Annotated in this window: 8 protein-coding genes; 1 reads left to right on the forward strand and 7 read right to left on the reverse strand. The window is 75.3% G+C overall.

Translation table 11 applies throughout. The annotated features are described in order from the left end of the window. Positions 1 to 82: 82 nt before the first annotated feature. Positions 83 to 1,894, reverse strand: coding sequence for a serine/threonine-protein kinase (locus IE98_RS0123440; RefSeq protein WP_030271982.1), 1,812 nt, complete (start codon positions 1,892 to 1,894; stop codon positions 83 to 85). A 289-nt stretch (positions 1,895 to 2,183) separates the two neighbouring features. On the opposite strand from IE98_RS0123440, the gene IE98_RS0123445 reads away from it, so the two are divergent. Further along, complete coding sequence (locus IE98_RS0123445) at positions 2,184 to 4,931, forward strand: FtsK/SpoIIIE domain-containing protein (RefSeq protein WP_030271984.1); 2,748 nt, start codon at positions 2,184 to 2,186, stop codon at positions 4,929 to 4,931. 21 nt (positions 4,932 to 4,952) lie between these two features. Here IE98_RS0123445 and IE98_RS0123450 read toward each other — a convergent pair whose 3' ends face one another. The 6 genes from IE98_RS0123450 to IE98_RS0123475 all read right to left on the reverse strand — a co-directional run bounded on the left by IE98_RS0123450 (position 4,953) and on the right by IE98_RS0123475 (position 15,199). Next, entirely contained in the window at positions 4,953 to 5,594 is a 642-nt protein-coding gene (locus IE98_RS0123450) for an HD domain-containing protein (RefSeq protein WP_030271986.1), read from the reverse strand. 171 nt (positions 5,595 to 5,765) lie between these two features. After that, positions 5,766 to 10,706 carry an NAD-glutamate dehydrogenase gene (locus tag IE98_RS0123455; protein WP_030271988.1) on the reverse strand — a complete coding sequence of 1,647 codons (4,941 nt, stop codon included), beginning with the start codon at positions 10,704 to 10,706 and terminating at the stop codon, positions 5,766 to 5,768. A gap of 317 nt (positions 10,707 to 11,023) precedes the next feature. Further along, positions 11,024 to 12,604, reverse strand: a complete 1,581-nt coding sequence (locus tag IE98_RS0123460) for an aldehyde dehydrogenase family protein (RefSeq protein WP_030271990.1) — start codon at positions 12,602 to 12,604, stop codon at positions 11,024 to 11,026. A 202-nt stretch (positions 12,605 to 12,806) separates the two neighbouring features. Continuing rightward, on the reverse strand, positions 12,807 to 13,466 hold the full coding sequence (locus IE98_RS0123465; RefSeq protein WP_030271992.1) for an HAD family hydrolase: 660 nt from the start codon (positions 13,464 to 13,466) through the stop codon (positions 12,807 to 12,809). A 30-nt stretch (positions 13,467 to 13,496) separates the two neighbouring features. Next, entirely contained in the window at positions 13,497 to 14,006 is a 510-nt protein-coding gene (locus tag IE98_RS0123470; RefSeq protein ID WP_030271995.1) for a DUF6912 family protein, read from the reverse strand. Positions 14,007 to 14,137: 131 nt separating this feature from the next. After that, entirely contained in the window at positions 14,138 to 15,199 is a 1,062-nt protein-coding gene (locus IE98_RS0123475; RefSeq protein WP_052390859.1) for a patatin-like phospholipase family protein, read from the reverse strand. Between the last annotated feature and the right edge of the window lie 63 nt (positions 15,200 to 15,262).

Raw genomic sequence — 15,262 nt, forward strand, 5'->3', positions numbered from 1 at the left:
GGCCGTCGGGGACGGTCGATTCACGGAAACTTCGTGAATTGTCGACAAAGTGACAAAATCGCCGCCCTGACGGACCGTCGGCTCACTGCTTGCTTGTCAACCCGTTGATCCAGTCGCTCACGCTGCCGAACCAGTCCTTGACGTTCCCCCAGTACACCGGCAGGTCCGTGAAGTTCCACAGCGCCACCGCGGCGATGGCGAGGATCAGCAGCACCATCAGGCAGCCCTTGAGGCAGCCGAGGCCCGGGATGTACATCCGGTTGCGGCTGCGCGGCCGCGGCTCCCGGCGCGGGGCGCTCTCGCGGCGCGGCGGCGCGGGCGGCTCGGTGCGCCGCTGCGGCGCGGGCTCCTGGCGGCGCTGCGGGGCCGGCGCGGGCGGCTGCGGCGGCGGGTACGCCTGCGGGGCGGGCGCGCCCTGGTACGGCTGCGGCTGGGGCTGCCGGTAGCCCTGCGGGGGCTGCGGCGGGTTCTGCCGGGCCTGGTACGGCGGCGGGGCCACCGGCGGGCGCTGGGAGTAGCCGCCCGCCCCGCGGCCGTTCTGCGGCGGCTGCGGGGGCCGGCCCTGCGGCGACTGGTACGGCTGCGCCTGGTACCCCTGCGGGGCCTGGTGGGGCGGCGGCGCCTGGTACGGCTGGGGGGCGACCTGCGGGCGGTCCAGCTCCTCCGGGTCGAAGTAGCCGATCTGGGTCTGCTGGTTGCGGTCGCGGGCGGCGCGCAGCTGGGTCTGCCACGGGTGCGGCGCCTCCGGCTCGGCGGCGGGCGCGCCCGGGGGGACCGGCGGCATCACCCGGGTGCGGTCGGCCGCACCGGCCGGCGGCGGGGCCATCACCTGGGTGCGGTCCTCGGCGCCCGGCGCGGCGGCGACCACCTGGGTCGCGGCGCCCGCGTCGAACCCGCGGGAGGGCAGCACCTGGGTCGCGTCGGCGGAGCCGGTCGGCAGCGGGTTCGCCGCGGTCGGCGCCGGGGCCGCGGCCAGGGCCGGGTCGGTCACCAGCAGGCCGCCGACGGCCAGCGCGGCCTCGACCGCGGCGGGCGAGGAGTGCACGCCGATCCCGGCGGCGACCACCCGCAGCGCCTCGGCGAGCGCGGGCGAGGTCGGGCGCTCGGCCGGGTTCTTGCGCAGGCAGCGCTCGATCACCGTCCAGAGCGGCTCGGGCAGCGAGCGCGGGCGCTCCGGCTCCTGGGCGAGGTGGGCGTGCAGCACCGCGATCGGGCCGTCGCCCTGGAACGGCGGCCGCCCGGTGACCAGCTCGTAGAGCATGATGCCGGCGCCGTACACGTCGACCGCGGCGGTCTGCGGGCGGCCCTCGGCGGACTCCGGGGCGACGTACGCCGGGGTGCCGACGAACTCGTGGGTGCGGGTGATGCCCGGGGAGTCGGCGAGCCGGGCGATGCCGAAGTCCGTGAGCATCGGGTGCATCTGCTCGGAGCCGTCCGGGCCTGCCGTGGTCGCCAGCAGCACGTTGGCCGGCTTCAGGTCGCGGTGGACGACGCCGTCGGCGTGGCTGACCGCCAGCGCGTCGGCGACCTGCGCCATCAGCAGGGCGCCGGCGATCGGGCTGAGCGGGCCGTTGGAGCGCAGGTAGCGGAAGAGGTCCGGCCCCTCGACGAGGTCCATCACCAGGGCGAGCAGCTCGCCCTCCACCACCAGGTCGCGGACCCGGACGATGTTCGGGTGGCTCAGGCGCAGCAGCACCGACCGCTCCCGCAGGAAGCGCATCACCACGTCGGGGTCGGTGGCGAGCTCCTCGCGCAGCACCTTGACGGCGACCGCGCGGCCCGGTTCCAGGCCCGGCACGGCGGCGTCGTCGCGCACCCGGCCGCGGAAGACCGTGCCGGTGGCCCCGCGCCCGAGGCTCTCCTCGATCAGATACTTGCTGCCGACCGGCCGCACCTGTGACTCCTGTGGTCGTTCGTCCTCGCTGCCCGGAGGTCGGACAGGTGGCCACGATTCCGCGGTTTTCGCAAACTCTAACGGTGCCCGGGCGGCTTGCCGAGGCGAGCGCACCGCGAGCTGGGCGGAAGTCTCGGGGGCGTCCCCTAGGGGACGCCCGGGTTGACGTGCCGTCGGTCCGGTCCGGGCGATGATCGCAAGATCGTCAAATCCGGTACCGTGCCCGGACTGTCGCTCCAGGGTGGCAGGATGGCAGGCACCACACGTGTGCAGAAGGGACCCGGGCGAGATGCAGATCCGGCTCACCGTCCTTCGACCGCGCAGCGGCCCGGCCGGCGCCGGATCGTCCACGGACGTGCTGGTCACGGCACCCTCCGGCACGGCGCTCGGCGCAGTCGCCGGCGCGCTCGCGGGCGCGGCGGGCGTGCGCGGCCCGCGCTCCGCCACGCACGTCCAGCTGTACGCCGGGGCGGAACGGGTGGACGACCAGGCGCTGCTCGGCCGTCCCCCGCTGATCGACGGCGCGGTCCTCTCGCTCGGCGAGCCGGACCCGGACGACGGGCCCGACGAGCTGCCCGCCGCCGCCGAGCTGCGGGTAGTCGGCGGCCCCGACGCGGGCGGCGTGCACCGGCTGCACGGCGAGGAGATCAGCGTCGGCCGCTCCAGCGAGGCCGACGTCCCGCTCGACGACCCGGACGTCTCCCGGCTGCACCTCGCGCTGCACCTGGCCGACGGCACGGTCTCCGTCCGCGACCTCGACTCGACCAACGGCACCCTGCTGGACGGCCGCTGGCTGCGCGGCGACTCGGCGGAGCTGCCCGACGGCGGGCTGGTGCGGCTCGGCGAGTCGACCCTGCAGCTCGCCCGCCCGGAGATCGGGGGGAATTCCGGGTCGCGCCCCGCCGTGCCCGACGGCGACGGCCACCTCCAGGTGCCCGACCGTCCCGGCGCCCGCACCGCCGCCGCCGTGCCCCCGCCGCCCTCGCAGGCCCCGCAGGTCCCCGGCGGCCGCACCCGCGGCCTGCTCGCACTGCGCCGGGCCCGCACCGCGCCCCCGCAACCCGCCCCCGAGGCCGCCGCCCAGCACGCCGCCGCCCGCGCCCGGCAGGCCGCCGCGCAGCGCGAGCGCTGGCCCGACCCGGCCGCCCTGCTGCTCACCGCGCTCGGCCCCGGCCCCCGGCTGTGGGAGCGCACCCCGGCCCACCCGGACGTGCTCGCCGTCCGGCTCGGCACCGCCGACCGGCCGGGCGGCCCCGGCACCGCCCCCGGCACCCTGCTGCCCGCCGTCCCGGTCACCGTCGACCTGCGGGCCGCCGGCGGCCTCGGCCTGACCGGGCCCCGGCCGCGGCTCACCGGGCTGGCCCGCGCCGTGCTCGCCCAGCTCGCCGTGCTGCACCCGCCGAGCGGCCTGGCCCTGGTGGTGGTCGCCGCCGACGAGCAGCGCGCCGCCGACTGGCACTGGACGATGTGGCTGCCCCACCTGCGCCCCGGCCAGGGGCAGGACTGCCGCCTGCTGGTCGGCTTCGGCCCGGAGCAGGCGGAGGCCCGGCTGGCCGAGCTGGCCGCCGCCCCGGGCGGCCCGGAGGCCACCGTCCTGCTCGTCGACGGCGACCCGGGCACCCCGGCCGCCCGCGAGGGCCTCGACCTGCTGCTCCGGCAGGGCCCCGCGGCCGGCGTCCTCACGGTCTGCCTGGCGGAGTCCGAGGAGGAGCTGCCGGCCGGTGTCGGCGCCCGCGCGGCGGTGACCGGGGAGGTCGCCACCCGGCTGACCGTCGACCTGCCCGCGGGCGGCGCCCGGGAGCGGATCGAGGACGTCGCCCTGGACGCCGTCCCGGCCGCCTGGGCCGAGCGCCTCGCCCGTGCCCTCGCCCCGCTGCGGGAGTCCGCCCCGGCCGCCCGCGGCCCGCTGCCGGACGCCCTGCGCCTGCTCGACCTGCTGCGGCTGGAGGCCGTCACCCCGGCCAAGCTCTCGGACCGCTGGGCCGGGCTGCCGGACGGCGCCGGCGCCGCCACCGCCCTGGTCGGCACCGCCCGGGACGGTCTGTGCACCGTCGACCTCGCCGACGCCGAGGCCCTCGACGGCCCCGGCGCCGAGGGCGGCCCGCACCTGCTGATCGGCGGCGCGGCCGGCTCCGGCAAGACCGAGCTGCTGCGCACGCTGGTCGCCTCGCTGGCGGTCGCCGAGCGCCCGGAGCGGCTGGAGATCACGGTGGTGGAGTCCCGCTCCCCCGCCGGCCGCGACCAGTCGGCGGGCCTGCGGGCCTGCACCGACCTGCCGCACGTCACCGCCCACCTGGACGCCGCCGCGGACCCGCGGCAGGCCCTGCTCACCGCCGAGGCCCTGCTGGACGAGCTGGCGCGCCGTGAGGCGCTGTTCGGCGGACGGGACTTCACCGCCTGGCACACCGCCCGGATACTCCGCAAGGCGCCGGCCCTGGTCACCGCGGGCGGTTCGACCGGGGCCGCGGCCGCGGCCGCCCGGGTGGTCGAGCAGCGCACCGCGCCGGACGCGGCCGCCGCCCAGCGGGTGCCCGCCCGGATGGTCGTGGTCGTCGACGACCTCGACGAGCTGTACGCGCCGACCTCCCCGGCCGGGCGGCCGCTCGCCCGGGCGCTGGCCGCGGTGGCCGAGCGCGGCGGCCGGCTCGGTGTGCACCTGGTCGCCGCGACGGGTGCGCCGGAGCGGACGGCGGGCACCGAGATCGACGAGGCCGCCCAGCTGCGGATCGCGCTGCGGACCGACCAGCCCGCCGAGTCCGACCAGCTGATCCACCTGCCGGACGCCGCGGCGCTGCCGGAGGAGACGCCCGGCCGCGGCTACCTGCGGCGCCCGGACGGCGGGGTGACGGCCTTCCAGACCGCACGGGTCAGCGGCCGGATCCCGCGGACCTCGACGCTGCGGCCGACGGTCGTGGCGGTGGACCCGATGCAGCTCGGCCTGCCGCCGACCCGCCGCCCGGTCCGCGAGCTCGGCAACGGGCCGACCGACCTCGCCCTGCTCGCCAGCGCCCTGCAGCGGGCCGCCGCCCAGGGCTGAGCGGGCCGTCGGACGGCTGCCTCACGCGCCCCAGCGGGCGGCGGCCGCACCGAGCTCCAGCCCGGTGGGCCGGCGGTCGGCGCCGCGTTCCCGGAGGAGTTCGCCGGGCAGGCTGTAGGGCGGGGCGGTCCGCGGACCGCCGCGTTCGGCGTGCCGGGCGATCCCCTCCACCAGCGAGGCGGCCATCCGCAGGCGTGGCAGGCGCGTGTGGATCTCACGGCCCTGGGCGTCGGTGACGAACTCGCTGTCGCGGCCGAAGTCCGCGGTGATGCCCCGCCGGGCCAGGTGTGCCAGGGGTCCGCGGCGCTCGGCGATGCCGGGCGAGGAGTGCAGGGCGATCGCCTCCCAGACCAGGTCGACGCCCGCGGCGTCGACCCCGTGCCCGGTGAGGAGGGCGGCCGCCATGTCGGCCCCCTCCACCTCGAACCGCTGCACGCCCTCGGCCTCGGCCGAGGTGCCCAGGTCGTGCAGGGCGCAGGCGTGGAACAGCAGCTCGGGATCGAAGTCGGTGCCGGGCCGGACGCCCTCGTGCTCGGCGAACAGCATCGCGAAGAGGTAGCTGCGGAAGCTGTGGTTCGCGACGGGCTCGGTGACGCGGGCGCGGACGTGGTCGGCGGTCAGCAGGGCCGTCGGCGTGGTGGGGAACTCGGGGACGGGTCTCATGGCCCGAACGTAGTCGGCGGGGCTGATCGGCCGTCAGTGGCAGGGCTGCCACTCCTCGTCAGGATCGTGCCACGGCCCTTCTCCCCGGGGCCGCCGTCCCCGGGGGTACGGGCCGGGACGCGCGAGGGGCGCGGGGAACCGGATCGGCTCCCCGCGCCCCTCGTCAGCCGGTCAGCGGCCGGTGCGCAGCAGGGTGCGGATGACCCGCATCGCGACCGAGAGGCTGGACAGCTCGTAGTTGTCCGAACCCCTTATGTCGTCGAGCGTGGTCTTCGCGCGGCTGAGCAGGGTCCCGTTGAGGTCCGCCCAGGCCTTGTAGCGGTCCTCCGGCGAGGAGCCGGCGGGGCCGCAGGCCAGCACGTCCGCGGTGAGCGCGGAGTGCGCCGCGAAGAGGTCCTCGCGGATGGCGGCGCGGGCCATCGAGGACCAGCGGTCGGTCCGCGGGAGCTCGATGATGCGGTCCAGCAGGTGGGTGATCTGCAGGCGGTCGGCGAGGTCGTAGTAGAGCTCGGCGACCTCCATCACGTCGGAGTCGGAGCGGTCCGCGACGCCGACGATGTCGAGCGTCGGGAAGGCCGAGGAGAGTCCGGCGATCCGGTTGGCCAGCTCGTCCGGCACGCCCGCGGCGGCGAGCTCCTCGTAGACCGCCTCGAACCAGGCGAGGTCCTCGCCGCGGAGCGGCTTGGGCAGGCTCTCCCAGACCTGGTTGACGCGGTCGTGGAAGAACTCGATGGTGCCGGCGATGTCCAGCGGCTGGCGCCGGTTGTTGAGCATCCAGCGGGTGGCGCGCTCGACGAGCCGGCGGACGTGCAGGCGCATCTTGATCTGCACCCGGGCCGCGGCCTTGTTGTCCAGGCCCTCGATCTCGTCCCAGAGCTGCTCCAGGCCGAAGACGGCGCGGGCCGCCGCGTGGGTGCGGGCGATCTCCTCCATCGTCGCGCCGGTCTCCTCGCGGAGCCGGAAGGCGAAGGTGCAGCCGCCGCGGTTGATCGTGTCGTTGACGATCAGGGTGGTGATGATCTCCCGGCGCAGCGGGTGGTTGTCGATCGCCTCGGCGAACCGGGCCCGCAGCGCGCTGGGGAAGTACAGGTGCAGCGCGTCGCGGAAGTACGGGTCGTCGGGCAGGTCGGTGGCGAGCAGCTCGTCGGCCAGCGTGATCTTGGTGTACGCGAGCAGGACGGACAGCTCGGGCTGGGAGAGCCCGCGGCCGGCCTGCTGGCGCTCGCGGATCTGCTTCTCGACGGGCAGGAACTCCAGGGCCCGGTCGAGCTGCCCGTCGGCCTCCAGCCGGTTGATCATGCGGGCGTGCACGTTGACCATGCTGACGGCCTGGGCGACGGCGTTGGCGAGCACCACGTTCTGCGCGTAGTTGTTGCGCAGCACCAGACGGCCGACCTCGTCGGTCATCTCGGCGAGCAGGGCGTTGCGCTGCTTGACCGTCATGTCACCGTCGGCGACCACCTGGTTGAGCAGGATCTTGATGTTCACCTCGTGGTCCGAGGTGTCGACGCCGGCCGAGTTGTCGATGGCGTCGGTGTTGATCCAGCCGCCGGTGCTCTCGGGGCCGCCGGTCGCGGCGAACTCGATGCGGCCGAGCTGGGTGCAGCCGAGGTTGCCGCCCTCGCCGATGACCCGGGCGCGGACCTGGTTGCCGTTGACCCGGATCGCGTCGTTGGCCTTGTCGCCGACCTCGGCGTTGGTCTCCGTGGAGGCCTTGACGTAGGTGCCGATGCCGCCGTTCCAGAACAGGTCGACGGGCGCCTGCAGGATCGCCTTCATCAGCTCGGCCGGGGTGATCTTGGCCGCCTGGACGCCGAGCCGCTCGCGGACCTGCGGGGAGAGCTGGATGGCCTTCGCGGTGCGCGGGAACACACCGCCGCCCGCGGAGATCAGGGACTTGTCGTAGTCGTCCCAGGAGCTGCGGGGCAGGTCGAACAGCCGGCGGCGCTCGGCGTAGGAGACCGCGGCGTCCGGGTTCGGGTCGAGGAAGATGTGCCGGTGGTCGAAGGCGGCGACCAGGCGGATGTGCTCGCTGAGCAGCATGCCGTTGCCGAAGACGTCACCGGACATGTCGCCGATGCCGACGACGGAGAAGTCCTCGGCCTGGGTGTCGACGCCGAGCTCGCGGAAGTTCCGCTTGACGGACTCCCAGGCGCCGCGGGCGGTGATGCCCATGCCCTTGTGGTCGTAGCCGGCCGAGCCGCCGGAGGCGAACGCGTCGCCGAGCCAGAAGCCGTACGCCTCGGCGACGCCGTTGGCGATGTCCGAGAAGGTCGCGGTGCCCTTGTCGGCGGCGACGACCAGGTAGGTGTCGTCCTCGTCGTGGCGGACGACGTCGACCGGGTGGACGACCTCGCCGCCCTTCAGGTTGTCGGTGATGTCGAGCAGCGCCGAGATGAAGGTCTTGTACGAGGCGACGCCCTCGGCCAGCCAGGCGTCGCGGTCCACCGACGGGTCCGGCAGCTGCTTGGCGACGAAGCCGCCCTTGGCGCCGACCGGCACGATGACGGTGTTCTTGACCATCTGGGCCTTGACCAGGCCGAGGATCTCGGTGCGGAAGTCCTCGCGGCGGTCGGACCAGCGCAGGCCGCCTCGGGCGACCTTGCCGAAGCGCAGGTGGACGCCCTCGACGCGCGGGGAGTACACCCAGATCTCGAAGGCCGGGCGGGGCGCCGGCAGGTCCGGGATCGCCTTCGGGTCGAACTTCATCGACACGTAGGAGTGCCAGTCGCCGTCGTCGGCGTGCTGGAAGAAGTTCGTCCGCAGGGTGGCCTTGATGAGGTGCAGGAAGGAGCGCAGGATGCGGTCCTCGTCGAGCGAGACGACCTCGTCGAGCGCGCCGTCGAGCTCCTCCATGAGGCCCTCGGTCAGCTCGTCGGCGCCCAGCCGGTGGCTGGGGCTGAGCCGGGCCTCGAACAGGTTCACCAGCAGGCGGGTGGTGTGCGCGTTGTTGCGGAGCGCGTCCTCCATGTAGTCCTGGGAGAAGGTGCTCCCGGCCTGGCGGAGGTACTTGGCGTAGGCGCGCAGCATCATGGCCTGGCGCCACGTCAGGCCGGCGGTGAGGACGAGGCCGTTGAAGCCGTCGTTCTCCGCGCGTCCCGTCCAGGTGGCCGAGAAGGCCTCCTGGACGCGCTCGCGGGCCTCGTCGGTCAGCTCGGTGGCCTCGCGCAGCCGCAGGCCGAAGTCGTACACCCACGCGGTGGTGCCGTCGGAGCGGCGCAGCGCGTACGGGTGCTCGTCGAGGACCTCGACGCCCAGGCGCTGCAGCACCGGCAGGACCTCGGTGAGCGAGATCGGGCCGCCGACCCGGTAGATCTTGAAGCGGCGCTCGTCGTCGCCGGCGCCGACCGGCTGGTACAGGTTGAGCCGGAAGTCGCCCTCGCCGTGCAGCGCCTCGATCTGCTTGAGGTCGGCGACGGCGGTGCGCGCGGTGAAGTCGGCGCGGTAGCCGTCGGGGAAGGCGTTGGCGTACTTGTGGGCGAGCTCGGCGGCGCGCTCCTCGCCCAGCTCGATGTGGAGCTGGTCGTTGAAGCCGTCCATCCAGAAGCGGGCGGCCTCGGCGAGCTTGGCCTCGATCCGCTCGACCTCGGCGTCGGTGAGCTGCGGCAGTTCGGCGCCGGGGGCGACCCGGACGACGAAGTGCAGGCGGGTGAGGACCGACTCGGTGGCGTACACCGTGTAGTCGATCGCGTCGCCGCTGAGCTCCTCCTTGAGGATCTCGGTCAGGCGCAGCCGGATGCGGGTGGTGTAGCGGTCGCGCGGCAGGTAGACCAGCGCGGAGAAGTAGCGCCCGTACTCGTCCTGGCGGAGGAACAGCCGCAGCCGGCGGCGCTCCTGCAGGTAGAGCACGTTGGTGGCGATGGCCTGGAGCTCCGCCGCCGGGGTCTGGAACATCTCGTCCCGGGGGAAGGTCTCCAGGATCTGCAGCAGGTCGCGGCCGTCGTGGCTGTCGCCGGAGAAGCCCGAGGTGGTGATGACCTCCTGGACCTTGCGGCGGACGACCGGGATGCGGGTGACCGACTCGGTGTACGCGGCGGAGGAGAACAGGCCGAGGAAGCGGCGCTCGCCGACGACCTCGCCGTTGGCGTCGAACCGCTTGACGCCGACGTAGTCGAGGTAGGCGGGGCGGTGCACGGTGGCGCGGCTGTTGGCCTTGGTGAGCACGAGGAGCTTCTTCTCGTGCGCCTTGGCGCGGACGGGCGCGGAGAGCCGGCCGAAGGCCTCGCTGACCGGGTGGTGGTCGCTGTCGTGGCTCAACGGGTCGGCGCGCAGGATGCCGAGGCCGGTGCCGGCGACGGCCTTGAGGACCTCTTCGCCCTCGTGCTCGACGAGGTCGTACTCGCGGTAGCCGAGGAAGGTGAAGTGGTCGTCGGCCAGCCAGCGCATGAGCTCCCAGGCCTCGCCGACCTCCTGCTCGGGCAGGTGGGCCGGGGGCTGCTCGGCGAGCTCGTCGGCGAGGCGCAGCGCGGAGTCGCGCATCTTGGACCAGTCCTCGACGACCTCGCGGACGTCGCCGAGGATGCGGCGCAGGCTGGTCTCGATGGAGCGGAGGTCGGCGCGGTCGGTCTCGCGGTCGATCTCGATGTGCATCCAGGACTCGACGACGGCGTCGGCGGGCCACTCGGTGCCGGCGGCCTGGCTGCGCGAGCAGGCGTCGACGTCGAGGATCTCCAGCAGCTTGCCGGTGATGTCGCGGCGGACGGCGAGCTGCGGGTGGACGACGAGGTGGATGCCGCGGTCGAGGCGGGTCAGCTCGTTGGTGACCGAGTCCACGAGGAAGGGCATGTCGTCGGTGACGACCTCGACCACGGTGTGGCCGCAGCTCCAGCCGTTCTCCTCGACCGTCGGGGTGTGCACCCGGACCTCGGCCGTCCCCTGGGGGCGCTTGAGGCCCAGCCGGTAGTGGGAGGCGGCCGCGCCGTAGACGTCGACCGGGTCGCGGTCGACCAGGTCCTCGGGCGCGGTGTGGAGGTAGTAGTGGTGCAGGAACGCGGCCAGAGCGCCGTTGCTCAGACCCTCCCCTGGCGCCGCTCCCCCCACCTGGCTGTTCTCAGCGGCTGCTGCTGCCTTGGTGAGCAGTTCGGCCTTGGCTGCGTCCAGCTTGGTCTGCATGACTGTTTGGCTCCTGTCGCGCGCCGTTGCGTGACTCGGTGATGGCTGGGTGTGCACCGCCGGGTCTGTCCGCAATGCTCCCGCATCCAGGGGGCGAAAACCGCTCGTGCCACGCATGAGAAGCCCTGCACCTGGGTACGACAGCTCGTTTGGCCAGCGGGTGGAGGCCCCGGCGACGCCAGTCAGCCTAACCTGATGAAACGAAGGTGTCAGGGGACACGGAGGAGCAATCCCGCAGGATGCCGACGCCCTACTGGACACCTTGTCCAAACCGGCGGGTCACTTCGCGTCAGCCCCTGTCAGCTGTTTCCGTCCCGTCACCCGGGGTGCGTCCGACTGTCGCCGGCGGGCGGGGCGAAGGTCTCCTCGACCGTCCGGGCCGACGTCCAGCGCAGCAGGTCCGGGGCGGTGCCGGCGCCGCCGCCGGCACCGCCCGGGCCGTCGTTGACGCGGAGGCCGGCGGCGGCGAACCGCAGCCGGTCGACGGCCTGCGCGGTCGCGTACCGGTCCCGGGCGAGCACCGAGCCGGTCGGTGCCGGCGGGGCGTCGGCGTCCACCCGGTGCAGGGCGGCTTCCCAGTCCGCGTCCTCGTACACCTGTACGGCCAGGATCGGCCCGGGCAGTTCCGAGCCGAAGGTCTCGCTGCGGCCGCCGGCGCACTCCAGCACGGTCGGACGGACGAACCAGCCGATGGCGTCGTCGTGCTGGCCGCCCGCCGCGACCTCCACGCCCGGGTCGTGCCCGGCCCGTTCGATCGCGGCCCGGCACCGCCGGTGGGCCGGTCCGTCGATCAGCGCGCCCATGGCGGTGCCCAGGTCGGTCACGTCGCCGACGACCAGGGCGTCGACCTCGGCGAGGAGGTCCGCGCGGATCCGCCGCCAGAGGGTGCGCGGCAGGTGGGCGCGGGCGACCGCCGGGCGGTCCTGGCCCTGGTACGCGAACGCGCCGCGGATCAGCGCGGTGCGCAGCAGGTCCGGGTCGGCCGAGGGGTGGGCGAGCAGGAAGCCCTTCCCGCCGGTCTCGCCGGTGATCCGCGGCCGGCTGCGGTACCGGCCGAGGTGGGCGGCGATCTCCGTCCACAGGCCGTGGAAGGTCTCGGTGGCGCCGGTGAAGTGCAGCCCGGCGAGGGCGGGGCTGGCGAGCGCGACCTGCGAGAGCGCCCGGCCGTCGCCGGTGACCAGGTTGACCACGCCGGGCGGCAGGCCCGCGGCCTCCAGCAGCCGCATCAGGTGGTGGGCGGCAAGGGTCTGGGCGGGTGCGGGCTTCCAGACCACGGTGTTGCCCATCAGGGCGGGGGCGGTGGGCGCGTAGCCGGCGCGGGCGGTGGAGTCGTACCGGGTGACGGCGTAGACGAAGCCGTCCAGCGGCCGGTGGTCGGTGCGCCGCCACGTCCCGCGCGGGGAGTCCGGCTGCTCGGCGAGGATCCGCCGGGCGGTGTGCACGCCGGAGCGCCAGAGGTCGGCGAGTGCGCAGTTCGCGTCGAGTTCGGCCTGCCGGGCGGTCTTGGACTGGCCGAGCACGGTGGCCGCGGCGAGGGTCTCCCGCCAGGGGCCTGCGAGCAGGTCGGCGGCGCGCAGGAAGACCGCGGCCCGCTCGTCGAAGGGCAGGGCGCGCCAGTCCGGGGCGGCGGCGAGCGCGGCGTCCACGGCGAGCCGGGCGTCCTCGTGGGTGGCGTTGCCGAGCACGCCGAGCCGGGCGGCGTGGTGGTGCGGCTGGACGACGTCGATCCGCTCGCCACCGCCGAACCGCTGCTCGCCGGCGATCGTCATCGGCAGCGGGACGGGTCCGGCGGCGAGCTCGTCCAGCCGGCGTTCCAGCCGGTCCCGCCCGGGGGTGCCGGGTGCGTGGCCGCGGACCGGCTCGCCGGTGGGGACGGGGACCCGGGTGACGGCGTCCAGGGGCATGCGGGGCTCCGCTCGTTCCGGTGACGGCTGCCCCACCAGGTTGACCGCCCCCGGCCGGATCCGGGCCCGCCGACACGCCTGCCCGCGGCCGGACGGCGACCCGCTCGGCGCCACCGGACCGGACGGCGTCACCGGACCGGACGGCGTCACGGACCCGGACGGCGACCGCGGCGGCGCCGTGCGCCGCCGGCCGGGCTCAGCCGGTGAGCTCCTCCGCCACCGCGACGGCCTCGGCGAGCGAGTCCACCACCGGGACGCCGACGACCTCCAGTTTCTCCCGGGTGTGCGAGCCGCCGGTGTACAGCACGGCGTGGATACCGGACTCCAGGGCGGCCTGCGCGTCGTCCGCGGCGTCACCGATCAGCACCGTGCGGGCGGGCTCCAGGCCCGGGCCGAGCGCGGTGAGGTGGGCGGCCAGGAAGCCGGCCTTGCGGCCGCCGGAGGCGCCGGTGCGGCCGTCCACCCGCAGGAACCGGTCGGTCAGCCCGAAGGCGTCCACCACCGGCACCAGCCGCTCGTGCTCGTACATCGACAGCAGCGACTGGCTGCGGCCGGGCCGGGCGAGCCAGCCGCTCAGCAGGTCCTGGACGCCGGTGGTGAGGCCGCAGGCCGGGCTGAGCTCGCGGTAGCGGTCGTGGAAGGCGTCGTCCAGCGCCTCCCACTCGGACTCGCTGGGCACCCGGCCGAGCACCCGCTGGTAGAAGCGCGGGACCGGGATCTCGTAGAGCTCCCGGTACTCCTGCAGGCTGAGCGGGGCCAGCCCGACGGTCGCGAAGGCGGCGTTGCTGGCACCCAGCACCGCCTCCATGTCGTGGAAGAGCGTGCCGTTCCAGTCCCAGACGATGTGCGTGCGCATCCCCGGAACGCTACCTGCCGCCGCCGACGGTCAGCCCAGCAGCCCCGGGATCTCCTGGGTGGCGAACCAGAGCAGCTCGTGGTCCTCGGCGCCGTCGACGGTGAACTGCGCGTCCTCGTCGCCCTTGTCTGCCGCCTCGATCGCGCCGACCGCGGCCGCCACGTCGGCGAGCACGTCCGCGTCGGCGACGTCGGCGTGCACCGCGGCGGCCTTGGCCAGCGGCACCGGGCCGTGCAGCACCACCCGGCCGAGCGAGGCCTGGTCCTGGTACTCGTCGCCGGCGAACGCGCCGACCGCGGAGTCCGCGACCTCCAGCGCGACGACGACCCGTCGGCGCGGCGCGGCCGGATCGGCCGCCAGGAGCCGCAGCGAGGCCTGCGCGGCGCGGTTCAGCGCCGCGTACTCCAGCTCCTCGGTGTCGTCGCTGACGTACCACTCGCGCAGCGCGGGGGTGACGGCGTAGGCCGCGACCTGCTCCAGGACGCCGCCGGGGTGGGCCGCCGCCAGGCCGGTCAACGTGATGGGCACGTACACGCGCATCGCTGGCACTCCGCTCCTGGGTGGTGTCCTCGGTCGTGCGGACCGTCGGACCGCGACCGCCGCGCCACCAAGGATACGGGGCCGGTGATCACCGCAGGGCCCGGTCCGCGGAGCGACCCGGCACGGACGGGTCAGCGCGGCGCGCCGAGCGCCGCCAGGGTGGTGCGCAGCGCCGAGTCCAGCACCTCGGGGCGGCGGGCCGGATCCATCATGTTGGGGCCCATCACCGCCAGGTCGGCCAGGGTCGGGGCGAGCAGCTGGACCCGCGCGCCGGAGGCCCGCAGCAGCCGGGCCTCGCGCATCATCTGCCGGGTGACCGTCCGCCGGTAGCGGCTGACCAGCTGGGCGAGCATGCCGCGCGGCCGGTCCCGGGCCCGCCACTCGCGCAGCGCGGCGACCGCCCCGCGGCCCGCTTCGGCCCGGCCGTCCGGATGCAGCCGCAGGGCCATCGGCGCGAGCACGTAGATCTCGTCCAGGCCGCGTCCGGCCATCAGGTCCGCGTTGGTCGCCGACCAGCAGCCGCCGTCCACGTACGGGCCGCCGGCCACCTCGACCGGTGCGAACCAGCCCGGGATCGCGCAGGAGGCCATCACCGCGTCGGCCATCGCCGCGGGCGGTGCCCCGGCGTCGCCGAAGACCACGCGGCGCCCGCTGCGGTAGTCGACCGCGACCACCCGCAGCGGCGAGCCGTCCGGCCAGCCGTCCCCACCGGGCAGCGTGCGCACCAGTTCGCCGACCGGTGCCACCGAGCCGCGGCCGGGCGGCACGACGGCGGAGACCATGGTGAGGAAGGGGTAATCCCGCGGGTGCCGGACGGCGTCCCGGAGCAGACCGGGCGAGCCGATGCCGGCGGCGGGCCGCTGCGGCGACGCGCCGCCGGCCGCGGTGTCGTAGTCGAACTCGACGCCGGCCAGCGGTCCGGTGGTGATCGGCAGGCCGTGCTGGTGGTCGCGGAGCTCGCCCGGCCGGACGCCGGCCGCGAGCAGGGCGCCGAGGATGGCTCCGGCGGAGGTCCCGAGCACCACGTCCGCCGCGCCGGGCCGCCAGCCGGTGGCCTCCTCGACCGCGCACAGCGCCCCGACCGTCCAGGCGGCGCCCAGCATGCCGCCGCCGCCGAGCACCAGCCCGCGCCGGGGTCCGCCCGCGCCCCGCGTCGCCGCCGGTTCGCCGCCGGTGGTCACCTCGGTCGCCATGCCGCCTCCCTGGGCTCGTCCGCCTGCCCGATCCTCCGCCCTACCCGGCGGTAGATCCGGCCG

Source organism: Streptomyces sp. NRRL B-24484 (assembly GCF_000717715.1).
Taxonomy (GTDB): domain Bacteria; phylum Actinomycetota; class Actinomycetes; order Streptomycetales; family Streptomycetaceae; genus Kitasatospora.